Origin of the sequence: Patulibacter minatonensis DSM 18081 (assembly GCF_000519325.1) — a bacterium.
Taxonomy (GTDB): domain Bacteria; phylum Actinomycetota; class Thermoleophilia; order Solirubrobacterales; family Solirubrobacteraceae; genus Patulibacter; species Patulibacter minatonensis.
In genome coordinates this window covers 4,612,640-4,638,259 of sequence record NZ_KI912613.1, presented here as the reverse complement: position 1 = coordinate 4,638,259, position 25,620 = coordinate 4,612,640, and the positions used below count along the sequence as shown (strand labels likewise).

The window sequence follows — 25,620 nt, the reverse complement described above, 5'->3', positions numbered from 1 at the left end:
CTCTCGTCTTATGGCGAAGGTTTGCATCTCTTGCGAAAAAGGCCCCGCGTTCGGGCAGAGCCGGAGCCACTCGATGCGCGCCACGAAGCGGCGGTTCGATCCGAACCTGCAGAAGGTGCGCATCGTGCTGAAGGGTGCCCCGCAGCGCGCGTACGTGTGCACCCGGTGCCTGAAGGCCGGCAAGGTCCAGAAGGCCGTCTAGCGATCCATCGGGCGCCCCGCGCCCGGCGGTTCCCCATCACCCGTTGACCCCGGTCGATCCCAGCATCGTCCGCTTCCGCGACCTGGTCGCGGCGGCGGCCGCCCACGTCGAGTCGCGCAAGCAGGAGATCAACGACCTCAACGTCTTCCCGGTCGCCGACGGCGACACGGGGGACAACATGGCGTTGACCCTCCGCTCGGTCGTCGAGGAGCTCGACGCCGTCCTGGCGGAGGGCATCACCCTCAACGTCGGCGGCGGTCGCGAGGAGCTCGTCCGGCGGCTCGCCCGCGCCGCGCTGCTCGGTGCGCGCGGCAACAGCGGCGTCATCCTGTCGCAGCTGATCCGCGGAGCCGCGGAGGAGCTCGTCGCCCGTCCCGGCGAGCTGATCCGCCCGCCGTTGGTGGCCGCCGCGCTCGCCGGCGCGTCGCGTCGCGGCTACGACTCCGTCCGGCAGCCGGTCGAGGGCACGATCCTCACGGTCGTCCGCGAGATGGCGGGCGCCGCGTCGCACGCGGTCGCGCAGCTCGATCCCGGCCAGCTCGGCACGCCCGCCGACGACGCGGAGCAGTCGTTCGCGCTGGCGATCGTGATCGGCGAGGCGATCGCCGCCGGGCTCCGCGCGCTCGACGAGGGGCCCGAGCTCCTCCCCGCGCTGAAGGAGGCCGGGGTCGTCGACGCCGGCGGCTTCGGGCTGCTGGTGCTCTTCGCGGGTGTCATCCGCTTCCTCCGCCAGGGCCAGCCCGGCGGGGACTTCGACATCCCGCACTACGCGGCCGCGCGCCTCGAGGGCCTGAGCCACGCCTCCGAGACGTTCCGCTTCTGCACGAACTTCGCGGTCACCGGCCCGCACCTCGACGCGCGGCGCGTGCGCAACGAGCTGGCCCGCATGGGCGACTCGATCATCGTCGTGGTCGGCGACGAGCAGACGCTGAAGATCCACGTCCACACCGACGATCCCGACGCCGCGATGGCGCTGTTCGACGGCACCGGCGAGGTCTCCCGTGTCGACGTCGCCGACATGGACGCCCAGGTCGCCGCCCGCACCGGGCGCTCGGTCGCTGCGGCGGAGGCCCTGGCCGCCGCCACCGTCGAGCGGGAGCGCACGACGAGCGCCGTGCTCGCGGTCGTCTCCGGCGCCGGACTGATCGGCGCGTTCTCCGACGAGGGCGCGATCGTCGTCGACGGCGGCGCGACGATGAACCCGTCGACGGCGGACCTCGTGGCCGCGATCGACGCCGCACCGGCCGACGAGGTCGTGCTGCTGCCGAACAACTCGAACGTCCGGATGGCCGCCGACCGGGCCGCCGAGCTCGCCGGCAAGCCGACCGTCGTCGTCCCCACGCGGTCCCAGCAGGCCGGGCTCGCCGCCGTCGCCGCCGCGCTCGACGACGAGCCCGCGGCGGACAGCGCCGCCGCGATCGAGGCCGAGGTCGCGGAGCTGACGATCGGCGGCGTCGCCCCCGCCGCCCGCCCGGACCCGTCCGGCCGCTTCGCCGTCGGTGACGCCCTGGGCTACGTCGACGAGGAGCTCGTCGCCTGGGGTCGCCCCGAGGACGTCCTGCGCACCGTGCTGGAGCGGACGACGGACGACGGCCGCGAGTTCGTCGTCCTGGCGTCGGGCGAGGGCGCGCCGCTCTCCGACGACGACGTCGTCCGGCTCGCCCCCGAGGGCAGCGAGCCCGAGCTCCTGGCCGGCGGGCAGACCGCCTGGTGGTGGCTCGTCGCCACCGGGTGAGCCCTTCCGGGGCTCCACGTCCGGCCGGTCCGCGACGATCCGACGCCGTGCCGGCCGACGAGGCAGAACCCAGCGAGCGCCCCGCCGGCTCGGCGTTCCCCACGGGGGACCCGCTGGACGTCGCCGCGCTGCTGCACGCGCCGGTCCGCCGTCCGCGCCCGTCCCGCTGGGACGCCGCGAGCGGCTTCGGCGGCAAGAAGGCGCTGAAGGCCGCCGCCGCGATCGGGATCGACACCGTCGGCGGGCTCCTGACGCACCTGCCCGTCGAGTCCGGGCGCGTCGGCACGATCGCGGGCGTCCGCGAGGACGAGCGCGTCACGCTGCTCGTGCAGGTCCAGCGGATCGCCAGCCGGCCCGTCCGCCGGCGCGGGATGCGGCCGCTCGTCGAGGCGCTCGTCACGGACGGCACCGGCGTCCTGCGCGTGGCGTTCTTCAACCAGCCGTGGCTCGTCGAGCGCTACCCGCCCGGCACGAAGCTCCTGCTCAGCGGCACGTCGAAGGGGCCCGGGCGGTTCTCCGTGGCCGCGCACGCCCCGAGCAGCGACCCGCTGCCCGAGCCGACGCCGCTCTCCGCCGGCGTCCTCCCGGACGACCCCGACGGCGGTACGACCGTCGACACGGGGGAGGGCGCGCCCGCGGACGAGGGCGACGGTGCCGTGATGGCGCGCTACCCCGCCACCGACGGCATCACCTCGATCGAGATCCTGGCCCGCGTCCGCGAGCTCCAGGACGAGCTGCACGAGGCCGTCGACCCGCTGCCCGGGCGTCTGCGGGCCCGGCACCGGCTCCCCGGCCGCGTCGACGCGCTGCACGCCGCGCACCTCGGCGACCACGAGGCCGGCCGGCGGCGCCTCGCCTTCGACGAGCTCCTCCTCGGCCAGCTCGAGTACCTGCGCCGCCGGCGGCGCCACGGCCGCAGCCGCCCCGCGGTCCCGCTCGACGGGCCGACCGGCCTCACGGACCGCTGGGTCGCCGAGGCCCTGCCGTTCGCGCTCACGGACGACCAGGTCAAGGCGGTCGACACGAACGCCGCCGGGCTGGCCGGGGACACGCCGCTCCAGCGCCTCCTGATGGGCGAGGTCGGCTCCGGCAAGACCGTCGTCGCGCTGCACGCGATGCTCCGTGCCGTCGAGACCGGCCACCAGGCCGCGCTGATGGCGCCGACCGAGACCCTGGCCGACCAGCACTTCCGCACCCTCCAGAAGCTGCTCGGCGACGTCCTGGTGCCCGTCGAGCTGCTCACCGGCTCCACGCCGCAGGCCCGCCGCAAGGTCCTCCTCGCCCGCCTGGCGTCCGGCGAGCTGCCGCTGCTCGTCGGCACGCACGCGCTGATCGAGGACCCCGTCGTCTTCCGCTCCCTCGCGGTCGCCGTGGTCGACGAGCAGCACCGCTTCGGCGTCCAGCAGCGCAGCCGCCTGGACCGCAAGGCCCCCGACGGTCGGGCGCCGCACGTCCTCCACATGACCGCGACGCCGATCCCGCGGACGATGGCGCTCCTCGCCTACGGCGACCTCGACGTCGTCGCGCTCCGGCAGCTCCCCGCCGGGCGCAAGCCGATCTCCACCCACGTCTGCGCGAGCGACCGCGAACGCGCCCGGGCGTACGAGCGGATCCGGGAGGAGGTCGGCAAGGGGCGCCAGGCGTTCGTCGTCTGTCCGCTGGTCGACACCTCCGAGGCCGTCGATGCGCGGTCGGCCGTCGCCGAGCACGAGCGGCTCTCCACCGGCGAGCTGAAGGAGCTCCGGGTCGAGCTCCTCCACGGCCAGATGCGGCCGGCGGAGAAGCAGGCCGTGATGGAGCGCTTCGCCGCCGGCACCGCCGACGTCCTCGTCGCCACCACCGTCATCGAGGTCGGCATCGACGTGCCCAACGCGACCGTGATGCTGATCGAGAACGCCGAGCGGTTCGGGATCTCCCAGCTCCACCAGCTCCGCGGCCGCGTCGGCCGGGGCGGCAACGCCTCCGCCTGCCTGCTGTTCGGCCCGAAGTCCACCGCCCGCCTCCGCGCGCTCGCCAGCCACACCGACGGCTTCGCGCTGTCCGAGGTCGACCTCCAGCTCCGCGGGGAGGGCGAGCTGCTGGGCACCCGGCAGTCCGGCATCGCCCGCTACCGGACCGCGCGCCTGCCCGACGACGCCGACCTGCTGCTGCGGGCCCGCGACGTCGCCGAGGAGCTCCACCGCGTCGACCCCGAGCTCGAGGACCCGATCCACGTCGGGCTGAAGGACGCCGTCGAGGCCCGCGCCGCCGAGGCGGACGCGGAGGAGGCGATCCCGGCGTGAGGATCGTCGCGGGACGCTTCGGCGGACGACGGCTCACGGCCCCGCCGGGGCTGGACACCCGTCCGACGGGCGACCGCGTCCGGGAGTCGCTGTTCTCGATCCTCGGTCCGCTCCACGGCGCGCGCGTGCTCGACCTGTTCGCGGGCACCGGGGCGCTCGGGCTCGAGGCGCTCTCGCGGGGCGCCGCGCACGCCACGTTCGTCGAGCGCGACCGCCGGGCGCTCGACGCCCTGGGCGCCAACATCGACGCCTTCGGACTCGATCAGGACGAGGCGCTCGTGGTGCGCGGCGACTACCGCCGGGCCCTCCGGGATGCAGGCGCGCGCGGCGAGGCATACGATCTCGTCCTGCTCGACCCGCCGTACCGCGACGCGTCCGGGATCGCTCCCGTGCTCGACACGGCTCTGCGGCCGCTGCTGCGCGAGGGCGCCACGGTGGTGACGGAATCCGACCGTCGCTCCCCGATGCACCTCGACCTGGGCGGAGCCGACGAGCGCCGCTACGGGGACACCCTGATCCGCATCCATCGCCCATGAGCCCAGACACCGACCACCGAATCGCCGTCGTCCCGGGGAGCTACGACCCGGTCACCAACGGCCACCTCGACATCATCAAGCGGGCCGCCGGCCTGTTCGACGAGGTCGTCGTGGCGGTCGTGAACCAGTCGGTGCGCAAGAGCACCGCCATGTTCACCATCGACGAGCGGATCGGGTTCATCCAGGACGCGCTCGCCGAGGCCGGCGTCACGAACGTCCGCGTCGACCCGTTCTACGAGCTCGTCGTCGCCTACGCCCGCCGCATCGGCGCCCAGGCGATCGTCAAGGGCCTGCGCCAGATCTCCGACTTCGAGTACGAGATGGAGATGGGGCACCTCAACCGCCAGCAGGCCCCGGAGATCGAGTCGATCTTCGTGATGGCGTCGCCGCGCTACGCGTTCCTGTCGTCGAGCTGGGTGAAGGAGCTCGCGCGCTTCGACGGCCAGATCGACGAGCTGGTCCCCGCGCCCGTGGCGAAGCTCCTGGGCGAGCGCGTCGCCGCCCAGCGCGCGGCCGCGGACTGACCTCGCGGGCCGCTCCGGCGGCCCCCGCCGCGCCCCCGTGGGCGCGATCTTGCACGCTGAGGGCCCCGACGTTGGTGTTGTGGAGCCGATCCGGCAGGATATGTCGGGCGGTCAGCCAATCCCTCTGACGTTCCGCCCAACGCGGATCCATCCGGAAAAGAAGGACTTTTCCGGACCACCGCGAATCGGAAGTGTGCCATGGACGTTCTGGTCCTCATCGACAAACTCGACGACCTCGTACACAACGCGAAGCAGGTCCCGCTCACGGACCAGGTTCGCGTTGACCGCGAGGAGATCTTCGACATCCTCGACCAGATGCGCGCGACGATCCCGGAAGAGATCAAGCAGGCGCGCTGGATCGTGAAGGAGCGTCAGGAGATGCTCGCCGAGGCCAAGCGCGAGGCCGAGCGGATCATCAAGGAGGGCAAGGAGCAGCAGGTCGAGCTCGTGTCCGAGACCGAGATCGTCAAGCTCTCCGAGCGCGAGGCCGACGACATCATCGACGAGGCGCGGGCCCGCGAGCGCGAGATCCGTCTCGGCGCCGAGGACTACGCCGACGAGATCCTGAACACGCTCGAGGTCAACCTCATGAAGTTCATCGCGGCCGTCCGCCGCGGGCGCGAGCGCCTGCAGGGCAAGGACGACGCCGAGCTCGAGGGCGCCGAGAGGTAGAGCGCGGGCCGGGCCCCGCCCCGAGCGTCTCGGGCAGGGCCGCGCCGGACCGCGACGAGGCTCGGCGCACCCGGAGGACCCGCCCGCGGCCGTCGACGGCCGCGGTCGGGGACACCACCGTCACGTCCGTCGTACCCGCGGTAGCATTCGCGCCCATGCCGCTGGCCGCACCGCTCGAGAAGGTCACGACCGCCGCGGGGGACACGACGTTCCTGCTGCGGCAGCTCGTCGCGGCCGGCGTCGTCGGGCCGATGCGCCCGAGCGTCGTCGCCGGCGTCCTGAAGGGCCTGCACGAGTTCGGGCCGACGCCCGCCGCGGGCTTCACGATGAACGCCGCCCGGCGTCCCCATCACACGGCGATCATCGACGACCACGGCTCGTTGACGTTCGGCGAGGTCCACGAGCGCAGCAACGCGCTGGCCCACGAGCTGCGGGCGATGGGGGTCCGCGAGGGCGACGCCCTGGCGATCATGTGCCGCAATCACCGCGGCTTCGTGGAGACGATCGTCGCCGCGAGCAAGCTCGGCGTCCATCAGCTGCTGCTCAACACGATGTTCAGCGGCCCGCAGCTCCGGGACGTCCTGGCCCGCGAGAAGCCGGTCGTCGCCGTCTACGACCAGGAGTTCCGCGAGCTCGTCACCGGCGACGGCGACCCGTCCGGCACGCTGAAGCAGGTCGTCTGGACCGATCCCGCGCTGCCCGCGCCGGGCGGCGACGTCGCGACGGCCGAGGGCCTGATCGGCCGGGGCGACCGCTCGGCGCTCAGGGCCCCCGCCGAGATGGGCCGCATGGTGATCCTCACCTCCGGCACCACCGGCACCCCGAAGGGCGCGGCCCGGCAGCAGCCCAAGGGGCTCGGGCCCGCCGCGCAGATCCTCTCGCGCATGCCGCTGCGCTCGGAGGAGCGCACGATGCTCGCCGCCCCGATGTTCCACTCGTGGGGCTACCTGCACTTCACGATGGGCTTCGCGCTCGGCTCGACGCTCGTGATGCAGCGGAAGTTCTCGCCCGAGGGCACCCTCGCGGCGATCGCGGAGCACCGGTGCCAGGTCCTGCCGGTCGTCCCCGTGATGCTGCAGCGGATCCTCGAGCTGCCCTATGAGACCCTGGCGAAGCACGACCTCTCGAGCCTGCGGATCGTCGCGCTCTCCGGGTCCGCGCTCCCCGGCGAGCTCGCGATCCGCGCGATGGACCGGCTCGGCGACGTCCTCTACAACCTCTACGGCTCCACCGAGGTCGGCTGGGCGACGATCGCCACCCCGGAGGACCTCCGGGCCGCACCCGGGACCGCCGGCAAGGCGCCCCGCGGCACGGCCGTCCGCATCTACGACGAGCACGAGCGTGAGCTGACCGAGCCCGGTGCCGTCGGCCGGATCTTCGTCGGCAACGACATGAAGTTCGACGGCTACACCGGGGGCGGGGGCAAGGACGTCATCGACGGGCTCCTGTCCTCCGGCGACGTCGGGCACTTCGACGCCGAGGGCCGCCTGTTCGTCGACGGCCGCGACGACGACATGATCGTCTCGGGCGGCGAGAACGTCTTCCCGCGGGAGGTCGAGGATCTGATCGCCGACATGCCGGAGGTCAAGGAGGTCACGGTCTTCGGCGTGCCCGACGAGCGCTGGGGCGAGGTCCTCCGCGCCGTGGTCGTCCTCGACGACGGCGCCGAGCTCCCCGTCGAGACCCTGAAGGCGCGGGTGAAGGAGAACCTCGCCGGCTTCAAGGTGCCGCGCGACGTCGAGTTCATCGCCGAGCTGCCGCGCAACGCGACGGGCAAGGTGCTCAAGCGGGAGCTGCGGCCGGCCTGAGACGCGGCGTCCCGCCACGCCCGCGAGCGGGGCCGCGCCAGGTTCGCGCCAGATCGGTTTCAGGCGCCCGGACGCTCGCCGTCCGGTTCTACGATCCGCCGATGCGTGTGTGGTGTACGACGACGGTGCTCGTGGCGATCGGTGCGGCAGGACTCGCGGTCCCGGCCGCCGGCTCGGCGGCCGCGCAACGGTCGACGCCCTCACCGGCGGCGACGGTCACCGACGGCCGCGACCCCGGCCCGGTCGACGTCCGGACGACGTCGCTCGTGCAGGACGGGCAGGACCTCACCTGGGACCTCGGGACCCGGGGGCCCTGGGAGTCCGCGCGGCTCCAGGGCGGCGCCGGCCGCCGCATCTGCCTGTCGGTCTCCCGGCACGGCCGCGAGGCCCACCGGGCGTGTGTCGTGCGACGGGGCTCGGCGCTCACGCTCCGCAGCACGGGGATCGGGGCGGACGGCCTGCCGACGGGGTGGCACGCCACCGACGCGACGGTGTCCCGCGAGGACGGCCGGTCGCTGCGGGTGCGGGGCCTGCCGAAGGACCTCGTCGGCCGTGCCACGGGTCCGGTCCGCTGGTACGCGACGACCGGCTGGGAGGGCAGCACGAATTGCCCCGAGGGGCGCCCGTGCGCCGACCGCGCCCCGGCGACCGGGTCGCAGGGCTACGTCGTCCGTAGGGCGGTCCAGGCGGGCTGCGTCGCGTCGGGCCCGACGCTCGTCACCCGCGGCCCGGCCCGCAAGGAGGTCGCGCTGACGTTCGACGACGGCCCCTGGACGCTGACCTCGCAGTTCCTCGACACGCTGAAGCGGCTCGACGTCCCGGCCACGTTCTTCATGATCGGGCAGCAGGTCGGGGCGAAGGCGGACCTCCTGCGGCGCATGGTCCGCGAGGGCCACGCCCTCGGCAACCACACGTGGAGCCACGCCACGGTCGCCGGCGGCGGCATGGGGCAGATCACCTCCGCCAACGACGCCATCGAGCGCGCCGTCGGCTTCCGGCCCTGCCTGTTCCGCCCGCCGGGCGGCGCGCGGGGCGGGACCCTCGACGGGCAGCTGTCGTCGTTGGGGATGATCGACGTGCTCTGGACCGTCGACACGAACGACTGGAAGCTGCCGGGCACCGCGGCCGTGGCGTCCCGCGCGGGTGGGGCCCCGGCCGGAGGGATCGTGCTGATGCACGACGGCGGCGGGCCCCGTGGTGGCACCCTGGCCGCGATCCCGTCGATCGTGAAGCACCTCCGCGCCCGGGGCATGAAGCTCGTGACGGTCCCGGAGCTGCTCGGACTCAAGCCGCGCTGGCAGTACCGCTGACCGGGCGACGGTCCGCCGGGGCGTCGCCCGGGAGGGGTACCGTAGGTCCATGGAGCCCACGGACCTGATCGACCTCTCCGGGCTGCGCATGAGCCCCGGCGAGGGCCGGCGGCTCGACCTGCCCGTCGTCCTCGACGCGGTGCGGCTGAGCGAGCAGGGCTACGCGCCCGACCCCGAGACGCAGGAGGTCCGCCTCGACATCTCGCGGATGCTCGGCGGCGGGTACGCCCTGCAGCTGCGCTTCGACACCACGATCGCGGGGCCGTGCATGCGCTGCCTGCTGCCGACGAAGAGCGAGGTCGGCGTCGACGTGCGCGAGCTCGAGCAGAAGAAGCGCGATCCGGAGGAGCAGTTCGACAGCGACTACGTGAAGGGCGACGAGCTCGACCTCCACCGCTGGGCGAACGACTCGTTCGTGTTCTCGCTGCCGGTCCGCGTGCTCTGCCGCGAGGACTGCAAGGGCCTCTGCCCGGAGTGCGGCGCCGAGCTGAACGACGACCCCACGCACCACCACGACCCGAAGCCGGATCCGCGCATGGCCGCCCTGGCGGGGATCCGCTTCGACGAGGACGGCAACATCGTCCAGGGGCCCTAGGCGCGGCCGGGCATCGCAGGTCCGGGCCCGTCGGACCACGGCGGGGCCCCGGGCACCCGGGGGCCGGATCGGCCCTCGGAGGCAGGCGACGCGGGGGCGGGCGATTCCCTATCCTTGCCCGTCTTATGGCCGTACCGAAGCAGAAGCAGTCTCACGCCCGTACCGCCAAGCGCCGTGCGAACCACAAGGCCGCGCGCCCGACGGTCAACGAGTGCCCGCAGTGCCACAGCCCCCGCATCCCGCACCGCGTGTGCGGCACCTGCGGCTACTACGACGGCCGCGTCGTCGTCGCGCCGAAGAGCTCGCTCGACTTCTAGGACGCTCGCGGCCGGTCACCGGTCGCGATCCTCAGTCATGACGGTCACCGTCGCGGTCGACACGACCGGTGCCGACCTCGGTCCGGCCGAGGTCGCCGAGGGGGCGAAGCTCGCCGCCTCGCGCGCCGATCTCCGGATCCGGCTGTTCGGCCCGTCCGCCGAGCTGCTCGCCGTCGTCGACGGCGTCCCCGGCATCGAGGTCGTCGACGCTCCGCTGTCCATCGCCAAGGCGCCGGACCCGGCCGTCGCGGTCCGCTCGCACCCGGAGGCCTCGATCGTCCGGGCGATCCGCGACGTCTCCTCCGGCGGCTCCGACGCGTTCGTCGTCGCCGGCGCCACCGGTCCCGCGCTCGCCGCGGGGCTCATGCACGTGCGCCGCGCCCGCGGCATCCACCGGCCCGCGCTCGCGCTGCCGATCCCGACGCTCGGCGACCCGGTCACGCTCGTCGACGTCGGCGCGAACGTCGAGGCCCGCCCCGACCACCTCGTCCAGTTCGGGTTCATGGGCGCCGCCCTGGCCCGCACCGTCCTCGGCGTGGAGCGCCCGCGCGTCGCGCTGCTCTCCAACGGCGAGGAGTCCACGAAGGGCACGCCCGACGTGGTCGAGGTCCACCGCCTGCTCAGCGAGCGCCTCGCGGACCACCCGCAGATCGAGTGGGTCGGCAACGTCGAGGGCAACGTCGTGGCGGCCGGCGCGGCCGACGTCGTCGTGACCGACGGCTTCACGGGCAACATCGCCCTGAAGCTCATGGAGGGCGTGTCGCAGACCGTCGTCTCCGGCGTCCGCCAGGCCGCGACGTCCAACCCGATGGCGATGCTCGGTGGCCTGCTGCTGAAGCCCGCGCTGAACCGCTTCAAGGCGTCGATCGACCCGGAGGGGCCCGGCGGCGCCTACCTGCTCGGCCTCCGCTCGCTCGGCGTGGTGCCGCACGGCCGCTTCACCCGCGAGGGCTTCGCCCGGGCGATCGTGCTCGCCGCACAGGGGCACGAGCGCCGCATCACGGACCTCCTGCACCAGGACCTCGAGGACGCCGGCGCCCTGCGGCGTCCGCCCGCCGCGGCGGGCGTACCGGCCGACGGGGCCGCCGCGACGACCGGTGCCGTGCTCGCGGCCGCCGACGCCGCATCGGGCACCGACCGCCCGAGCGGGTAGCGTTCCGGGGCCATGACCCGCGACGAGGTACTCGACATCGTGCGCTCCCACCTGGCCGACGAGCTCGAGGTGGACCCGGCCCGCATCACGGAGTCCACGCGCCTGCGCGAGGACCTCGAGGCCGACTCCCTCGACCTCTTCACGCTGGTGCAGGAGCTCGACGACAGCCACGGCGTCACGCTGCCCGATGACGAGGCCGCGAAGATCACGACGGTCGGCGAGGCCGCCGACGCGGTCCTGCGCCACCTGCCCGCAGGCGCCTAGGGCCGGGTGCAGGACGACGTCTCCACACGGCCGCTGCGCGAGCTGCTCGACGGCCTGCCCGAGTCCGCGCGCCGACCGGTCCTCAGCCACTCGTCGTGGACCTCGCGGCGCTCGGACTCCTACGAGCGCCTGGCGTTCCTCGGCGACAGCGTCCTCGAGCTCGCCGTCTCGACGCACCTGTTCCGCACGCTGGAGGCCGAGCGCTTCGGCGCCGGCCGGCTGACCGAGGTCCGGGCCGGCACCGTCTCCGCGGCGCCGTGCCGCCGGGTCGCCGAGCGGCTGGAGGTCCCGCGCCGGATGGCCGAGGTCGCCCCGGACAACCTGCGGCGGCGCGTCGCCGACCTGACGCGCACCGAGCGCGTGCTCGCCTCCGTGTGCGAGGCCATCATCGGGGCCTGCTACCTCGAGTTCGGCTACACGCGGACGGCCGAGGCCGTCGTCGCCGCGTTCTCGCCGGAGCTCGAGGACGCCCTGGACCACCCGGCCGACCACAAGAGCCGGCTGCAGGAGCGCCTGATGGCGCGCGGGTCGACGGTCGCCTACCGGGTCATCGACGAGATCGGGTCGCCGCACGACCGCACGTTCGTCGTGGAGGCGGTCGTCGAGGACACGGTCGTCGGATCCGGCCGCGGCCGCTCGAAGAAGCTGGCCGAGCAGGAGGCCGCGCGGGAGGCGCTCGCGACCGTCGAGCCGTAGCCGTGCGCCGTCTCGCCGCAACGCATCCAGGGTCCGGTGGCTGACCCGTGCACCTGAAGTCGGTCACCCTCAAGGGCTTCAAGTCCTTCCCGGACCGCACGCGCCTGGAGTTCGATCCGGGCGTGTCCGTCGTCGTCGGCCCGAACGGGTCGGGCAAGAGCAACGTCACCGACGCGATCCTCTGGGCCCTCGGCGAGCAGCGCCCACTGGCGATCCGCGGGCAGTCGATGCAGGACGTGATCTTCGGCGGCGGCCGGGGCGTCCAGGCGCGCGACGCCGCGGAGGTCGAACTCGTCCTCGACAACAGCGACGGCACCGTCGACCTGCCGGTGGCGGAGATCTCCGTCGTCCGGCGCCTCGACCGCACCGGTGGCGGCGGCTACCGGCTCAACGGCGCGTCGTGCCGCCTGACCGACGTGCAGGAGGTCCTCTCCGACACCGGCCTGGGCAAGGAGGCCCACTCGGTCATCTCGCAGGGGCGCGTCGAGGGCATCGTCACGTCGAAGCCGAAGGACCGCCGGCTCCTGATCGAGGAGGCCGCTGGTCTCGGCAAGCACCGCAAGCGCCGCCGCCGCGCGCAGCTGAAGCTCGAGCGCACGCGCCAGAACCTCGACCAGGCGCTGCTCGTCGAGCAGGAGGCCCGCAAGCAGCTCGGGCCGCTGAAGCGCCAGGCCGAGGCCGCCGAGCTCCACGAGCGCCTGGAGCGTCAGACGGTCGAGGCCCGCTGGGAGCTCGTCCGCGACGGCCTTCGCGCCCGTCGCGCGCAGCTCGCGACCGCGGAGGCCGAGACGACCGCCGCGAAGGCCGAGCGCGACGAGCTCCAGGGGCAGCTCGACGCCGTCGTGGCGGAGCGTCGCGAGGCCGAGGAGGCCCTGCAGCAGCAGGCCCATCGGCGCGACCGGCTGGCCTCGCGCGCCCGTCGCGTGCAGTCGTCGGCCGACCGCGTCGAGGGCCGCGTCGAGCGCGTCGCCGACCGTCGCCAGGCGCTCGAGGAGCGGATCGAGCGCCGGCGCGAGTCGCTGGCCGAGCTCGCGGCCGCCGCGGCGCACGACCGGCCCGACGAGGTCGGCGCGTCCCGCATCGCCGCGCTCGAGGAGGAGCTCGAGCGCCTGGACCGCGAGCGGCAGGAGACCCTCGAGCGCGAGGTCGCGGTGCTCGAGCAGGCCCGGGTCGCCGCCGAGGGCGGGGTCGCCAGCGCGCAGGCCGCCGCCGAGGAGGTCCGCGCGCAGGGCCGCGCCGCCGAGGACCGCGCCGAGGCCGTCCGCGAGCGCCGCCGCGAGCTCGAGCAGGCCGTCGAGCAGGCGCGCCGCGACGCCGCCGCGATCGGCTCGCAGCTCGCCGCCGCCAACCAGTTCCTCCGCGGGGCCGGCGGGGTCGCCGGCGGCGCGTAAGGGCCCGCGACGCCCGGGCGCCCCGGAGCCCGTCGCGCTGGGCGACGGCCTGCGTGTCGACGACGGGTGCGAGCTCGCGGTCGCCGCCGCACTCGACGGCCGCCTGGGCGCCGCCGTCGCCGACGATCCCGCCGCGGCCCGCGAGCTCCTGACGAACGCCGGGCGCGACGGGGTGCGCGTGCTGCTGGCTCCCGACGCCCCGGTCCCCGGGTCACCGTCGGGCGGGCCGGGCGACGCCGGGACCGCCGGCGTCCCGGCCGGGACGGCCGACGGTGGATCCGGCGCCCCGGCGGGCACCCCCGCCGACCCGCCCCCGTTCGACGGCGCCACCCCGCTGGCCCCGCGCGTCTCCGGCTCCGATGCCGCCGTCGCGATCGCCCGCCGCGTGCTCACCGACGCCTGGCTCGTCGACGCGCTGCCCGACGCGGTCCCGTTCACGTTCACCGGCACGCTGGTCACCGCCGACGGTCACGTGTGGCGGGTCGGGGCGGGCGAGCTCCAGCGCAGCCCGCAGGGCGGCGAGGAGCGCGTGCTGGCCGAGCGCAACCGCCGCGACCGGCTGGTGGGGGAGAGCGAGCAGGCCGCGAGCGCCGCCCGCGAGGCCGTCGTCGCCGTCGAGGCCCTGAAGGACGACCTCGCCGGTGCCGACCGCGAGCGCGAGGCCGCCGAGCAGGCCTCGCGCGAGGCCCGCCGCGGGATCGTCGACGCCGAGGAGGTCCTCCGCGACGCGGTCCGCGCCGTCCAGCGCCGGCAGCTGGCGCCGGACGAGGGCCCGACCGCCGTCCGTCGCGCGCAGATCGTCGGCGAGCTGCAGGCCGAGCGCCGCACCGCCGAGCGCCTGACCCGGGAGCGTGCCGAGCGCGACGCGCGGGTGCAGGTCCTCGAGGAGGCCCTCGCCGCCGACGTCCGCGTCGAGCCGCTCGGCCAGCGCATGACCGACCTCCTGCTCGACGCCCTCCGCGTCGTCCGCGAACGCGCGGCGGTGCTCGAGCAGGCCGTCCAGGACGACCGCGCCGCCGGGGACGACGTCGCCGGGCGCCTGCGCTCCTGCGCCCAGCGCGAGGCCGACATCTCCACCCGGATCCGCCGCACCGGCGAGCGCGTGACGGCCGGCGAGGTCGCGTTCCAGCGCGCCCGCGACCAAGAGGCCGAGATCCTGGTCGAGCTGCAGGCCCTGGCCGAGCGCCTCGGCCTCCCGCCCGAGCCCGCCGAGGAGGCCCTGGACGAGGAGACCGCCCAGACACTCCGCGACCGGATCGCCCGTCTGCAGAAGCGCCGCGAGACCCTCGGTCCGGTCAACCCGCTCGCGATGGACGCGTACGAGGAGGCCCGCGAGCACGTCGAGACGCTCGAGGCCCAGCGGAACGACCTCGAGACCGCGTTGCGCGAGCTGCGGGCGTTCGTCCGCGACACCGACCGTCAGATCCGCGAGACGTTCGAGCAGACCTTCGCGGCGTGCGCCAAGAACTTCGAGGAGCTCTCGCAGCACGTCTTCCCCGGCGGCCGCGGCCGGCTGCGGCTCGTGCGCGAGACCCCGGACGACGACAAGGACGAGTCGGGCGAGTCCGAGGACGACGGGACGAAGGAGGCCCGCGACCTCGACGACGCCGACCAGGCCGACGCCGACCGCGACGAGGACCTGGGCGTCGAGATCGAGATCACCCCCGCCGGCAAGTCGATGAAGCGCCTGACCCTGATGTCGGGCGGCGAGAAGACGATGACCGCGATCGCGTTCCTGTTCTCCGTCTTCCTCGCCAAGCCGAGCCCGTTCTACGTGCTCGACGAGGTCGAGGCCGCGCTGGACGACCTCAACATCGACCGCTTCCTCCAGCTCCTGCGCCGCTACCGCGACCGCGCGCAGTTCATCGTCGTCACGCACCAGAAGCGGACGATGGACGTCGCCGACGCGCTCTACGGCGTGTCGATGGGCGGCGACGGCGTCTCGAAGGTCGTCTCCCGGCGGCTCGACCAGCAGGGCGTCGGCGCCGCGGAGCAGCTGCCGGGGCTCGCGGACCCGGGCGCGCCCGCGGGCTGAGCATGCCGGGGACGCCGGCCGACCCCGCCGCCCGGCCGGGCCCACGCGCGCTCTACGCGTCGTTCGACCGCTTCCCGTCGCGCAAGGGCTCCGCGGTCCACATCGACCGCTTCGCGCGCACGCTCTTCGACCACCACGGCGGCGGGCTGCTCTACGTCCTCGGCGGGGACGACCTGCCCGCCTACCAGCGCGAGGGGGACGTCGAGATCGTCCGCTTCTCCCGCGACGAGCCGCGGTTCATGGCCCGCGCCCTCGCGTTCGGCGTCCGGCTCGACGCCCTGCTGCAGGAGCACGCGGGCACCCTCGAGGTCTGCCACTTCCGCGATCCGTGGAGCGGCGTCCCGGTCGTCGAGGCCGGCGGGCCGTGGTCGACGGTCTACGAGGTCAACGGCCTGCCGTCGATCGAGCTGCCGTTCCTCTTCCCGCGGATCCCGCCGGACGTCCTCGCGCAGGTCGCCGCGCTCGAGCAGCGCTGCCTGGACGCCGCGGACGCCGTCGTCGTCCCGGCCGACACGATCGCCGCCGCCGTCCGGGCCCGCGGCGTCCCGGAGGACCGGATCCACGTGCTGCGCAACGGCGCGGACCTGCCCCCGCCGACCCCGCGACCGGCGGGCGCCCCCGACCGCTACCTCCTGTACTTCGGCGCGCTGCAGCCGTGGCAGGGGCTCGACGACGCGCTCCGCGCGCTGGCCCGCCTCACGGACCTCGACGACCTCGGGCTCGTCGTCTGCTCGTCGGTCCACCGACGGCGCGCGAAGCCGTACGCCAAGCTGGCCGAGCGCCTCGGGGTCGCCGACCGCGTGACGTGGCACGCGGCGCTGCCCGAGCACGAGCTGGCCCCGTGGCGCGAGCACGCCGACCTGTCGCTCGCGCCGCTGAAGGACTGCGAGCGCAACGTCGCCCAGGGATGTGCGCCGCTGAAGCTCCTGGAGTCGATGGCCTCCGGGACCGCCGTGATCGCCTCCGACCTGCCGGCGGTCCGCGAGCTCGTCACCGACGGCGTGCAGGGCCGCCTCGTCCACCCCGACCGTCCGGCGGAGCTCGCCCGGGCGATCCGCGTGCTGCTCGACCACCCCGACCGGGTCGCCGCGATGGGCGCCGCCGGCCGCGAGCACGTCGCGGCGCACCTGACGTGGGACCGCTCGACCACGGCGCTGTCGGCGCTGTACTCGACGCTGGCCGCCGGATCTGATCGACTCCCCGCCATGCCGGCGACGCCGACCACCTCCGCGTCGGGTCCCGCACCCCGCCCGGATCTCGTCCCGCAGACCGGACCGGGCACCCCGCCCGCCGCCGACGACGCACCCGGATCCGACCGGTGAGCGGGCTGAAGGAGCACCGCGCGTCCCTCGACGCCGCGCAGCGGGCCGTGCTGGACGCGAAGGTCGTCGGCGGCGAGCGCCCGGCGCTCGAGTGGCTCGGGCTGCTCGGTCCCGTGCTCGCCCACGACGTGCGGATCGGCGAGGCGCTCGAGCGCGTCCGCCGGCGGACCTACGCGGCGAGCTCCACGTTCGTCGGCGGGTGGATCGTCGCGATCGTCTCCGGCGTCGCGGGCGTCGCGCCGCTCGGCGTCGCGGCGGGGGTCGTCGTCGTCCTCGCGCTGCTCACGATCGTCGCCCTCCGCGTCGAGCGCCGCCGGCTCCGCACGCAGGACCTCGAAGGCGAGCCGCTGCGCCTGACCGCCGCGCTCCTGCCGATCCTCGCGGAGGACGCAGCGCCCGGGACGCCCGTGGCGCTCGACCTCGACCTCACCGGGCACCGGACCGACGCGAAGAAGCTCGGGAAGAGCGACACGTACCGCAAGGGCGCCTACCACGCCATCGTCGACACGTTCTACGACGACCCGTTCCTCCGGGCCCGCGTGCGGTTCGCCGATGGCGCGCAGGTGTCGATCGCGGGCCGGGTGCAGAGCCGCGTGTCGCGGAAGACGAAGCGCAGCCAGAGCAACAAGATCAAGACGAAGATCAAGACCAAGACGCGCACGACGTACGAGGTCGACGTCCGCTTCCCGGACCGCAACTACGCGGCGGTCCCGACCACGTCGGGCGGGCCGAGCCCGTCGGGCACCGACCGCGAGCGCGTGAGGACCGCGCCGGGGCGCACCGCCGTGCGCGAGCGTCGCGTGATCAAGGCCGTCGGGCCGAGGGTGGCCCTCGATGCCGCGCACGTCGTCGACCTGGTCGCCCACGCCTACGACCGCGTCGACCCGACCCGCAGGAAGAAGCTCCGATGAGCACGGCCTCCCTGGACCCCTGCGCCTGCAAGCGCGGGTTCTTCACGCTCCGGGACTGCGAGCGGGCGGCGACCCGGACCTGCGACGTCTGCCGACGGCGGATCTGCGACGAGCACCGCGCCCCGCGCGTCCAGGCCACCGTGTGCGTCGAGTGCTCCGCCCGCCAGGCGGAGGACGACGCCGTCGAACCGCTGGTCCGGACCGACGGACGGCCCGGCGTCGGCCCCGTGAACGCGGGGGAGGGCCCCCAGGTCGTCGCGCCCGAGGACGCGACGGCGAGCACCGCCCGCTACCGCCGCCGCTACTACGACCGCCACGGCTACGAGCCGATGTGGTGGGGCACGCACGACAGCACCTGGTCGGGCGACGGGTTCCGCTGGTACGACGACGGCACCGACGACGACGGCGGCGGCTTCGGTGACAGCTGACGCGGCGGGCGACCCCGCGGCCCTGCGCGTCCTCTGGATCACCGAGACGTACCCGCCGTCCCGCGGCGGCATGGCGCAGTCGTGCGACCGCATCGTCCGCGGGCTCCGGGGCGCCGGGGCCACGATCGACGTCCTCCACGTCACCCCGACGGCGCGTCCGGGCACGGAGCCGTTCCGCGTCGTCCGCCGGGCCGGCGGCCTGCACCTGCCCTGCCCGGTCGACGACGACCCGCCGCACGCGTTCAACCGCGCGTGGTCGGCGCTCCAGGCACAGGGCGACCCCGACGGCATCACCCACGTCGTCGCGTTCGGGGGGTCCCGGCCGATCACCGTCGCGCCGGTCTATGCAGCGTGGCTCGGGGTGCCGCTCGTGACGCTGATCCGCGGCAACGACTTCGACTCCGCGGTCTTCTCCGCCAGGAGGCGAGGCCCGCTCGACGACGCGCTGTCGCGGTCCGCGCTCGTCGCCGCGGTGGCGCAGGACAAGGTCCGCCGGATCGCGGCCCTGCACCCCGGGATCCCCGTGCGCTGGATCCCGAACGGCATCGACCTGGACGACTGGGCGACCGCGCCGTCGGACCGCGCCCGCGCGGCGGCGTGGCGGGCGGCGGAGGTCCCGGCCGGCCGGCGCGTGATCGGCATGTTCGGGCATCTCAAGCCGAAGAAGGGCGGGACGCTCCTCCTCGACGCCCTGCTGCGGTCGGGGCGCGCGGACGACGCGCACCTGCTGCTCGCCGGCGACCGCGACGAGGCGATGGACGCCTGGCTTGCGGACCACGACGGCGAGGTCTCGTGGAGCGGGCTGCCGTTCCTCGACCGCTTCGAGCTGCTGCCGTGGTACGCCGCGTGCGACTGGGTCGCCATCCCGTCCTTCTACGACGGCCTCCCGAACGTGCTGGTCGAGGCCGCCGCCCTCGGGGTCCCGGTCCTCGGCTCCCGCGTCGCGGGCATGGCGGACGTCCTCGTCGACGGCGAGACCGGCCTCCTCTTCGAGCCCGGCGACGAGGACGGCTGCGCCGAGGCCCTGCGGCGGGCCCTGACCGAGGATCCCGAGCCGTACGGCCGGGCGTGCCGCGCGCTCGCCGAGCGCGCGTTCGACGCCCGCACCGAGACCGCGCGGTACGTCGACGCCCTGACCGCGTGCGCCTCCGCGGGCGGTCCGCGGTGACCGGGGTCGACCGGACCGCGGGCGCACGCACGGCGCGTGCGTCCGTCCGCACCGGCGGCGCCCCGACCACGCCGCCGATCGTCGACGACGGCAGGGGAGAGGTCCTCGTCCACGCGCTCGGCGGTGGCCTCGGCCATCTCGCGCGCGCATGCCGCGTCGTCCGGGCGCTGGGCCTCGAGGACCGCGCGGTGCTGCTGACCGCGTCCCGTCACGCCGGCGACGTCCGGGCGACCGGCGGCCTGCCGGTCGTCGCCGTCGACCCCGCGGCGGCCGGCGACCCGGCGGCCCTCCTCGACCTGATCGCCGCCCGCGCGCCCGCCAGGATCGTCGTCGACGCGTTCCCGCTCGGCGTCGCCGGCGAGCTCGAGGGCCTTTGCTCGTCCGGCGTCGCGGGCGGACCGCGGGTCGACCACGTCGCCCGTCGGCTGCGCTGGGACGTCTACCGGCCCCGGTTCGGCGCCGGCCGCGTCCGCTTCGGCACGACCCTGGTCCTCGAGCCGCTGGAGCCCGCCCACGAGGCCTTCCTCCGGGACCACAGCGACCGCATGGTCCCGTGGTCGCCCCCGGTCGAGCGTCACGCGCCGCGCCGCGCGCATCCCGGCCCGCACTGGCTCGTGGTGCACAGCGGCCCGGACGAGGAGACCCTCGAGCTCGTGGCCCACGCCCGCGAGCACCAGGCGGCGGAGGGCACGGACCTGCCGATCGTCGTCCTGTCCCCGACGACCCCGCCGGGCCTGCCGGACGACGTGCTCGTGCGGGACGAGCTGCCGGCAGCGCCGTTCCTGGCCGCCGCCGACCGGCTCGTGACCGCGGCGGGCTGGAACGTCCTGGACGAGAGCCGACCGTTCCGCGGTCGTCACCACGTCGTGCCGTTCGAGCGCGCGCTCGACGACCAGCCCTGGCGTGCCCGCCACGTCCGCCGCGAGCTGGGCCCCGACCTGGCGGCGTGAGCCGGCGCGCCGCCGGGGCCGGCTCAGCGCCGGTCCGCGGACGGGGCGGCGAGCGCGGCCCGGCGTGCCGCCACCTGTGCGGCCAGGCCGTCGTCGAGGGTCGTCCGGGCGACGAACCCGAGCGCCCCCCGGGCCCGCGAGACGTCGGCGGCGGTGTCGCGGACGTCGGCGGCGTGCGCGGCCGCCCCGGCCGTCGTGAGCGTCCCGCCGCACAGCGCCGCGACGCGCCCGAGCACGTCGCGCACGGCGACCGGCGCCCCGCCGCCCACGTTGTACGTGCGCCCGGCGGGCCCGCGCGTGCCGGCCGCGATCGTCGCTTCGACCGCGTCGCCGACGAACGTGAAGTCCCGGGTCTGTCGCCCGTCGCCGAAGACGAGCAGCTCGTCGCCGTGGAGCGCCGCGTCGATCGCGCGGGCGAGCAGCATGTCCGGCCGCTGGCCCGGCCCGTAGACCGTGAAGTACCGCAGGACGACGACGTCGAGCCCCTGCGCGCCGTAGGCGGCGGCGAGCCCTTCCGCCATCACCTTCGTCGCGCCGTAGGGCGAGACCGGGGCGGTCGGCGCGTCCTCCGGCGTCGGCAGCGGTGCTGCGCCGCCGTAGACCGAGGACGACGACGCCAGCACCACGCGACCCACCCGCGCGGCGTGGCAGGCGTGCAGCAGCCGCTGGGTCGCCCGGACGTTGTCGTGCAGGTAGCCGTCGAAGTCCTCGCGCCAGCTGGCCCGCGCCGACGCCCGGCCGGCGAGGTGGAGGACGACGTCGGCGCCGCCGACGAGCGGGTCGAGGTCCGCGTCCACGAGGTCGGCGCGGTGGTCGGCGCCCGGGCGGCGGTCGGTGCCCACGACGTCCCAGCCGCGCTCCCGCAGGGCGGCGACGAGGTGGGTGCCGACGAACCCGGCGGCTCCGGTGACGACGGCGCGCATCGGCGGCAGGGTACCCCGAGCCGGACGCCTTGCCGCCCCCGGTATCGTCGGAGGGGATGGCGCGCGAGTGGACCGACCTCTTCGTCCTGGACGAGACCCGCGCTGCGGCGCTGCCGGCGCCGGAGCCCGAGAAGCGCGGCCGCTTCTTCAAGCGCCTACGCCAGAACATGAAGAAGACGCGCGAGGCGCTCGGCGCCGAGCTGACGCAGACGCTCTTCGACACGCTGGACGAGGAGACCTGGGAGCGCCTCGAGGAGGCGCTGATCATGGCCGACTGCGGCGCGAAGGCCACGGCGGAGATCGTCGGCCGCCTGGAGACCGAGGCCACGACCGGCGGGCTGACCGACCCGCAGGCGCTGCAGAACCGCCTGGCCGAGCTGCTGGCGGAGGCCGCGCGCCCGAAGGAGGACGCCACGATCGACCTCCGGCACGGTCCGACCGTCGTGATGGTGTGCGGCATCAACGGCACCGGCAAGACGACGTCGATCGGCAAGCTCGCCAACACGCTGACGCTCGAGCTCGGCCAGAAGGTCGTCCTCGGCGCCGCCGACACGTTCCGTGCCGCCGCGGTCGAGCAGCTCCAGATCTGGGGCGAGCGCGCGGGCGTCGAGGTCGTCACCGGCAAGCAGGGCACCGACCCCGCGTCGGTCGCCTACGAGGCCGTCCGCCGCGGCCGCGAGTCCGGCGCCGACGTCGTGATCGTCGACACCGCCGGGCGCCTCCACACGCAGCTGCCGCTGATGGAGGAGCTCTCGAAGGTCCGCCGCGTCGTCGAGAAGCTGATGCCGGGCGCCCCGCACGAGATCCTCCTGACCGTCGACGCGACCACCGGCCAGAACGGCCTGCGCCAGGCCGCCGAGTTCTCGAAGGTCGCGCCGGTCTCCGGCATCGTCCTGACGAAGCTCGACGGCAGCGCCAAGGGCGGCATCGCGATCGCGATCGCCCAGGACCTCGGCATCCCCGTGAAGCTCATCGGCATCGGCGAGGCCCTCGAGGACCTCCGCCCGTTCGATCCCGACGACTTCGCGCAGGCCCTCGTCAAGCCCGACGAGGTCGCCGCCTGACGGAGGCCGCCGCGCGCCGACGGGACCCCGCCGGCCGTCAGTCCCCCCTCGCCCCGCCCCGGGCCCGGTAGCCGCGCGTCTTCGCGCGGTTGCCGCAGCGCTCCATCGAGCACCACCTCCGGCGTCCCGGCCGCGACCGGTCCACGAACAGGAGGCCGCAGTCCTCCGCCCCGCAGACGCGGATCCGGCCGTCGGCGAGCGGCCCGCCGAACAGCTCCACGGCTTCGCGGGCCAGGGACGCGAGCGCTCGCCCGGCGGTCGTCGGCGGGCGATGGGCCACCCCGGGGCGCACGAGCTCCTCGACCATCGGCGCCCCCGCGGCCGCCGCGTTGACCCGCGCGACGTCGGCGGCGGCGGGCGCGTCGCCCGCGGCGATCGCCCGGGCCACCCGTCCGATCGCGTTGCGCACCCCGCGCACCTCAGCGACGTCCTCGTCCCGGGCAGCCACGGGCGTCCGGACGAGGAGCCCCAGCCAGCGCCCGACGTCCTCGGGCGCGTGCAGCAGCTCGAACACGGCGTAGCGGCCCTCCGCCCCGGTGTGCGTGAGGTCCAGGCAGTCGGCGCCCGTGCGGAACCGGCGGGCGTCGTCGGCGCCGAGGTCCTCGCGGCGGAGCACCCGCGGATCGGGGGCGTGCGGTTGACCCTCGGACACGACACCAGTATAACCGGTTGCATGCTGGAGCTCACGGACCCCCGCACCCACGACTGGACGCGCCCGTCGATCGACCACGTCCACCTCCGCGTCGCCGACCTCGACCGGTCGCGGGCGTTCTACCGGCGGGCGCTGGAGCCGCTCGGCGTGGCGTTCCTGCTCGACGCGCACGGCCTGCTCGCGTTCGGCAACCTCGCGCTCAGCGCCGACGGGCCGGTCACCGCCGGCGCCCACGTGGCGTTCGTGGCGGAGTCGACGGAGGCCGTCGACGCGTTCCACGCCGCCGCGATCGCCGCCGGCGGGGTCGACAACGGGGCGCCGGGTCCGCGCCCGCACGCGCCCTACGCGGCGTTCGTGCTCGACCCGGACGGCGCGAACATCGAGGCCGTGTGCCGCGTCGGGCAGTGGGGCGCGGAGGCGTGAGCCCGGTCGTGCGCGACCCGCGACCGCCGCGGCCGTTCGCGGCGTCCCCCGGCCGGACGGGGTCCCCGACGTGGCGCGCCGGCGTCCGTCGCCGCACCCGGCGGGTAGGATCAGACCATGGACGCGTGGGTTCCCTGGCTCCTGATCGCCGTCGTCCTCGGGGTCGGCGAGGTCCTCACGCTCTCGCTCTTCCTCGGGCCGTTCGCGGTCGGTGGCGGAGCCGCCACCGTCACGGCCCTCGCGGGGGCGGACACCGCGCCCCAGATCGCGATCTTCGCGCTCGTCACCGCCCTGATGTTCGGCTTCGTGCGCCCGGTCGCCAAGCGCCACCTGCGCCAGCCGTCCAGCACGAAGACCGGCACCGCCGCGCTCGTCGGGCGCACCGCCGTGGTCGTCCGGGCGATCGAGGGGCCCGAGCTCCAGGGCCAGGTCCGCCTGGACGGCGAGATCTGGACGGCCCGGGGCGAGGGGCACGAGCCGATCGCGGTGGGGGAGACCGTCACGGTGCTCGAGATCCGCGGCGCGACCGCGGTCGTCGCGGACTGATCCGGGACCGACCCCGATTGTGCGGCGCGGCGCCTGCTTTGTAGGCTCCGCCGCAGGTCGGGCGCTCGCCCCGGCCGTCGGCTCGCCCCCCGGAGGTCCCCGTGGTCATCCTGATCGTCCTCGCCGTCCTGCTGTTCTTCGCGCTGCTGGTCGCCGCGAAGACGGTGCGGATCATCCCGCAGGCCCGTGCGGGGATCGTCGAGCGGCTCGGCCGCTACCAGCGGACCCTCGAGCCGGGGCTCCGGATCACGGTGCCGTTCATCGACCGCCTGCTGCCGCTCCTGGACCTCCGCGAGCAGGTCGTGAGCTTCCCGCCGAACTCCGTGATCACCGAGGACAACGTCTCGGTCTCGATCGACACGGTCCTCTACTTCCAGATCACGGACCCGAAGTCCGCCACCTACGAGGTCGCCAACCCGTTGCAGGCGATCGAGCAGCTGACCGCCACCACGCTGCGCAACGTCATCGGCGGCCTGACCCTCGAGCAGGCGCTGACCTCCCGCGACGAGATCAACGGCCAGCTGCGCACGGTCCTCGACGAGGCGACCGGCAAGTGGGGCATCCGCGTCGGCCGCGTCGAGCTGAAGGCCATCGACCCGCCGTCGACGATCCTCGACGCGATGGAGAAGCAGATGCGCGCGGAGCGCGACCGCCGCGCCGCGATCCTGACGGCCGAGGGCTCCAAGCAGAGCCAGATCCTGACCGCGCAGGGCGAGAAGGAGTCCGCGGTCCTGAAGGCCGAGGGCGCGAAGACCGCCGCCGTCCTCCGGGCCGAGGGCGAGGCGAAGGCGATCGGCACGGTCTTCGACGCCATCCACGCCGGACGCCCCGACAAGGAGCTCCTGAGCTACCAGTACCTCCAGATGCTGCCCGAGCTCGCGAAGGGCGAGGCCAACAAGCTCTTCGTGATCCCGTCCGAGTTCACGCAGGCGCTCTCCGGGCTCGGCGGGGTCGTCGACGGGCTCCGTGGGCACGCGTCCGCGCCCGACGGCCCGCCGCTGCCGGGCGGGCGACCGGCCGACGCTCCCCGCGCCGTCGACCCGCCGCGCCCCGTCGACCCGCCCCGACCCGCCGATCCGTCCCGCCCGGAGTAGCCGGACCGCGCGCGCCCTCGTTGTGCGGTGGCCCCGCGCGGCGCCGGGCCGGCGTCCCGCGAACGGGTAGCAGGGCCCGGACGTGCGCTGGATCGAGCTCGAGATCGTCGTCCCCGCCCCGCCGGCGGAGGCGTTCGCGTGGGTCGTCGAACCGGGGTTGCTCAAGGAGTGGCTGCCGCAGCTCGAGGAGCTGCGGCCCCGCGGCTTCCTGCACCACCGGCCGGTCGTCCGGCACGGCGGCCTGCGCCTGGGGCTCGACGTGCGCGTCTCCCGCGTCGTCGTCCCCGAGGTGCTGGAGCTCGACGTCGCGTGGCGCGGCGTCGCCGGCCGGACGACGCTCGAGGTCGATCCGCACGACGACGGCGCGACCGTCACGTGGAGGGTCGGCCTGACCCTGCCGCCGACGCTGCGCCTGGCCGGGCCCGGCGTCGCGCGCGAGCTCCGCCGCATCATGCGTCGCGACCTCGAGCTGCTCGCCGAGCGCCTGGGGGAGCCCCACCCCGACGTCGACGAGCACGAGGACGGCGAGGTCGACGTGCTCGGGCCCGACGAACCGCTCCCCGAGGCCCTGGAGGAACCCGGGCAGGTGTGACGGAGGGCCCCGGTCCTGCGACACTTC

At 75.1% G+C, this 25,620-nt stretch carries 27 protein-coding genes; 25 read left to right on the top strand and 2 right to left on the bottom strand.

All coding sequences use genetic code 11. The features are described 5' to 3' along the window. Positions 1–10: 10 nt before the first annotated feature. From rpmB to PATMI_RS35275, 20 genes are all read left to right on the top strand, one after another. A complete protein-coding gene (gene rpmB / locus PATMI_RS0121900; protein ID WP_026912457.1) occupies positions 11–202 on the top strand; it encodes a 50S ribosomal protein L28 in 192 nt (63 codons plus the stop codon). Between the two features lie 43 nt (positions 203–245). Beyond that, positions 246–1,937 carry a DAK2 domain-containing protein gene (locus PATMI_RS32320; protein ID WP_051472137.1) on the top strand — a complete coding sequence of 564 codons (1,692 nt, stop codon included), beginning with the start codon at positions 246–248 and terminating at the stop codon, positions 1,935–1,937. 47 nt (positions 1,938–1,984) lie between these two features. After that, complete coding sequence (locus PATMI_RS32315; protein WP_084270153.1) at positions 1,985–4,219, top strand: ATP-dependent DNA helicase RecG; 2,235 nt, start codon at positions 1,985–1,987, stop codon at positions 4,217–4,219. After that, positions 4,216–4,755 carry a 16S rRNA (guanine(966)-N(2))-methyltransferase RsmD gene (gene rsmD / locus PATMI_RS0121885; RefSeq protein ID WP_026912456.1) on the top strand — a complete coding sequence of 180 codons (540 nt, stop codon included), beginning with the start codon at positions 4,216–4,218 and terminating at the stop codon, positions 4,753–4,755. The genes PATMI_RS32315 and rsmD overlap by 4 nt, the downstream gene beginning before the upstream one ends. After that, on the top strand, positions 4,752–5,279 hold the full coding sequence (gene coaD / locus PATMI_RS0121880) for a pantetheine-phosphate adenylyltransferase (RefSeq protein WP_026912455.1): 528 nt from the start codon (positions 4,752–4,754) through the stop codon (positions 5,277–5,279). The genes rsmD and coaD overlap by 4 nt, the downstream gene beginning before the upstream one ends. A 198-nt stretch (positions 5,280–5,477) precedes the next feature. Then, positions 5,478–5,951: an ATPase gene (locus tag PATMI_RS0121875; protein WP_026912454.1), complete on the top strand. Its 474-nt coding sequence runs from the start codon at positions 5,478–5,480 to the stop codon at positions 5,949–5,951. 155 nt (positions 5,952–6,106) lie between these two features. Continuing rightward, positions 6,107–7,759, top strand: coding sequence for an AMP-binding protein (locus PATMI_RS0121870; RefSeq protein ID WP_026912453.1), 1,653 nt, complete (start codon positions 6,107–6,109; stop codon positions 7,757–7,759). Between the two features lie 101 nt (positions 7,760–7,860). After that, entirely contained in the window at positions 7,861–9,069 is a 1,209-nt protein-coding gene (locus tag PATMI_RS35280; protein WP_157260918.1) for a polysaccharide deacetylase family protein, read from the top strand. 49 nt (positions 9,070–9,118) lie between these two features. After that, positions 9,119–9,664, top strand: coding sequence for a YceD family protein (locus tag PATMI_RS0121860; protein WP_026912452.1), 546 nt, complete (start codon positions 9,119–9,121; stop codon positions 9,662–9,664). Positions 9,665–9,789: 125 nt separating this feature from the next. Further along, the gene (gene rpmF, locus PATMI_RS0121855; protein WP_026912451.1) at positions 9,790–9,981 is read left to right on the top strand and encodes a 50S ribosomal protein L32; all 192 of its coding nucleotides are present in this window, start codon (positions 9,790–9,792) and stop codon (positions 9,979–9,981) included. A gap of 37 nt (positions 9,982–10,018) precedes the next feature. Then, positions 10,019–11,134, top strand: a complete 1,116-nt coding sequence (locus PATMI_RS32305; protein ID WP_084270152.1) for a phosphate acyltransferase — start codon at positions 10,019–10,021, stop codon at positions 11,132–11,134. Between the two features lie 12 nt (positions 11,135–11,146). Next, entirely contained in the window at positions 11,147–11,398 is a 252-nt protein-coding gene (locus PATMI_RS0121845; RefSeq protein ID WP_026912450.1) for an acyl carrier protein, read from the top strand. 6 nt (positions 11,399–11,404) lie between these two features. Further along, the gene (locus PATMI_RS0121840) at positions 11,405–12,094 is read left to right on the top strand and encodes a ribonuclease III family protein (protein WP_026912449.1); all 690 of its coding nucleotides are present in this window, start codon (positions 11,405–11,407) and stop codon (positions 12,092–12,094) included. 47 nt (positions 12,095–12,141) lie between these two features. Beyond that, positions 12,142–13,485, top strand: a complete 1,344-nt coding sequence (locus tag PATMI_RS0121835) for an AAA family ATPase (protein ID WP_026912448.1) — start codon at positions 12,142–12,144, stop codon at positions 13,483–13,485. A 37-nt stretch (positions 13,486–13,522) separates the two neighbouring features. Then, positions 13,523–15,520 (top strand): AAA family ATPase, encoded by a 1,998-nt coding sequence (locus tag PATMI_RS0121830; protein ID WP_342673051.1) that lies wholly within the window; start codon positions 13,523–13,525, stop codon positions 15,518–15,520. Between the two features lie 2 nt (positions 15,521–15,522). Beyond that, positions 15,523–16,842, top strand: coding sequence for a glycosyltransferase family 4 protein (locus tag PATMI_RS32300; RefSeq protein WP_084270151.1), 1,320 nt, complete (start codon positions 15,523–15,525; stop codon positions 16,840–16,842). Further along, positions 16,839–17,753: a hypothetical protein gene (locus PATMI_RS0121820; protein WP_026912446.1), complete on the top strand. Its 915-nt coding sequence runs from the start codon at positions 16,839–16,841 to the stop codon at positions 17,751–17,753. The genes PATMI_RS32300 and PATMI_RS0121820 overlap by 4 nt, the downstream gene beginning before the upstream one ends. Further along, positions 17,750–18,181 (top strand): hypothetical protein, encoded by a 432-nt coding sequence (locus PATMI_RS0121815; protein WP_026912445.1) that lies wholly within the window; start codon positions 17,750–17,752, stop codon positions 18,179–18,181. The genes PATMI_RS0121820 and PATMI_RS0121815 overlap by 4 nt, the downstream gene beginning before the upstream one ends. Continuing rightward, entirely contained in the window at positions 18,171–19,349 is a 1,179-nt protein-coding gene (locus tag PATMI_RS32295; protein WP_051472135.1) for a glycosyltransferase family 4 protein, read from the top strand. The genes PATMI_RS0121815 and PATMI_RS32295 overlap by 11 nt, the downstream gene beginning before the upstream one ends. Beyond that, positions 19,346–20,299: a hypothetical protein gene (locus PATMI_RS35275; RefSeq protein ID WP_157260916.1), complete on the top strand. Its 954-nt coding sequence runs from the start codon at positions 19,346–19,348 to the stop codon at positions 20,297–20,299. Before PATMI_RS32295 ends, PATMI_RS35275 begins: the two co-directional genes overlap by 4 nt. 23 nt (positions 20,300–20,322) lie before the next feature. Here the strand turns inward: PATMI_RS35275 and PATMI_RS0121800 are convergent, their stop codons facing one another. Beyond that, complete coding sequence (locus PATMI_RS0121800) at positions 20,323–21,222, bottom strand: NAD-dependent epimerase/dehydratase family protein (protein ID WP_026912444.1); 900 nt, start codon at positions 21,220–21,222, stop codon at positions 20,323–20,325. Between the two features lie 56 nt (positions 21,223–21,278). On the opposite strand from PATMI_RS0121800, the gene ftsY reads away from it, so the two are divergent. After that, positions 21,279–22,286 (top strand): signal recognition particle-docking protein FtsY, encoded by a 1,008-nt coding sequence (gene ftsY, locus PATMI_RS0121795; RefSeq protein ID WP_084270150.1) that lies wholly within the window; start codon positions 21,279–21,281, stop codon positions 22,284–22,286. Positions 22,287–22,323: 37 nt separating this feature from the next. On the opposite strand, the gene PATMI_RS0121790 is transcribed toward ftsY, so the two are convergent. Then, positions 22,324–22,938 carry a CGNR zinc finger domain-containing protein gene (locus PATMI_RS0121790; protein WP_211241773.1) on the bottom strand — a complete coding sequence of 205 codons (615 nt, stop codon included), beginning with the start codon at positions 22,936–22,938 and terminating at the stop codon, positions 22,324–22,326. A 21-nt stretch (positions 22,939–22,959) separates the two neighbouring features. On the opposite strand from PATMI_RS0121790, the gene PATMI_RS0121785 reads away from it, so the two are divergent. From PATMI_RS0121785 to PATMI_RS0121770, 4 genes are all read left to right on the top strand, one after another. After that, entirely contained in the window at positions 22,960–23,361 is a 402-nt protein-coding gene (locus tag PATMI_RS0121785) for a VOC family protein (protein ID WP_051472133.1), read from the top strand. Positions 23,362–23,478: 117 nt separating this feature from the next. Beyond that, entirely contained in the window at positions 23,479–23,907 is a 429-nt protein-coding gene (locus tag PATMI_RS0121780) for an NfeD family protein (RefSeq protein WP_026912440.1), read from the top strand. Positions 23,908–24,008: 101 nt separating this feature from the next. Next, a complete protein-coding gene (locus tag PATMI_RS0121775; RefSeq protein WP_026912439.1) occupies positions 24,009–25,001 on the top strand; it encodes an SPFH domain-containing protein in 993 nt (330 codons plus the stop codon). A gap of 82 nt (positions 25,002–25,083) precedes the next feature. After that, positions 25,084–25,593, top strand: coding sequence for an SRPBCC family protein (locus PATMI_RS0121770; RefSeq protein ID WP_026912438.1), 510 nt, complete (start codon positions 25,084–25,086; stop codon positions 25,591–25,593). The last annotated feature ends 27 nt before the right edge of the window (positions 25,594–25,620 follow it).

Excerpts from the sequence above, each read along its gene's own strand:
- PATMI_RS0121845 (WP_026912450.1), top strand. The coding sequence starts at position 11,147 with ATGACCCGCGACGAGGTACTCGACATCGTGCGCTCCCACCTGGCCGAC.
- PATMI_RS35280 (WP_157260918.1), top strand. The coding sequence starts at position 7,861 with ATGCGTGTGTGGTGTACGACGACGGTGCTCGTGGCGATCGGTGCGGCA.
- coaD (WP_026912455.1), top strand. The coding sequence starts at position 4,752 with ATGAGCCCAGACACCGACCACCGAATCGCCGTCGTCCCGGGGAGCTAC.
- PATMI_RS0121815 (WP_026912445.1), top strand. The coding sequence starts at position 17,750 with ATGAGCACGGCCTCCCTGGACCCCTGCGCCTGCAAGCGCGGGTTCTTC.
- PATMI_RS0121875 (WP_026912454.1), top strand. The coding sequence starts at position 5,478 with ATGGACGTTCTGGTCCTCATCGACAAACTCGACGACCTCGTACACAAC.
- ftsY (WP_084270150.1), top strand. The coding sequence starts at position 21,279 with ATGGCGCGCGAGTGGACCGACCTCTTCGTCCTGGACGAGACCCGCGCT.
- PATMI_RS32305 (WP_084270152.1), top strand. The coding sequence starts at position 10,019 with ATGACGGTCACCGTCGCGGTCGACACGACCGGTGCCGACCTCGGTCCG.
- PATMI_RS0121870 (WP_026912453.1), top strand. The coding sequence starts at position 6,107 with ATGCCGCTGGCCGCACCGCTCGAGAAGGTCACGACCGCCGCGGGGGAC.
- rpmF (WP_026912451.1), top strand. The coding sequence starts at position 9,790 with ATGGCCGTACCGAAGCAGAAGCAGTCTCACGCCCGTACCGCCAAGCGC.
- rpmB (WP_026912457.1), top strand. The coding sequence starts at position 11 with ATGGCGAAGGTTTGCATCTCTTGCGAAAAAGGCCCCGCGTTCGGGCAG.
- PATMI_RS0121785 (WP_051472133.1), top strand. The coding sequence starts at position 22,960 with ATGCTGGAGCTCACGGACCCCCGCACCCACGACTGGACGCGCCCGTCG.
- PATMI_RS0121860 (WP_026912452.1), top strand. The coding sequence starts at position 9,119 with ATGGAGCCCACGGACCTGATCGACCTCTCCGGGCTGCGCATGAGCCCC.
- PATMI_RS32300 (WP_084270151.1), top strand. The coding sequence starts at position 15,523 with ATGCCGGGGACGCCGGCCGACCCCGCCGCCCGGCCGGGCCCACGCGCG.
- PATMI_RS0121800 (WP_026912444.1), bottom strand. The coding sequence starts at position 21,222 with ATGCGCGCCGTCGTCACCGGAGCCGCCGGGTTCGTCGGCACCCACCTC.
- PATMI_RS0121780 (WP_026912440.1), top strand. The coding sequence starts at position 23,479 with ATGGACGCGTGGGTTCCCTGGCTCCTGATCGCCGTCGTCCTCGGGGTC.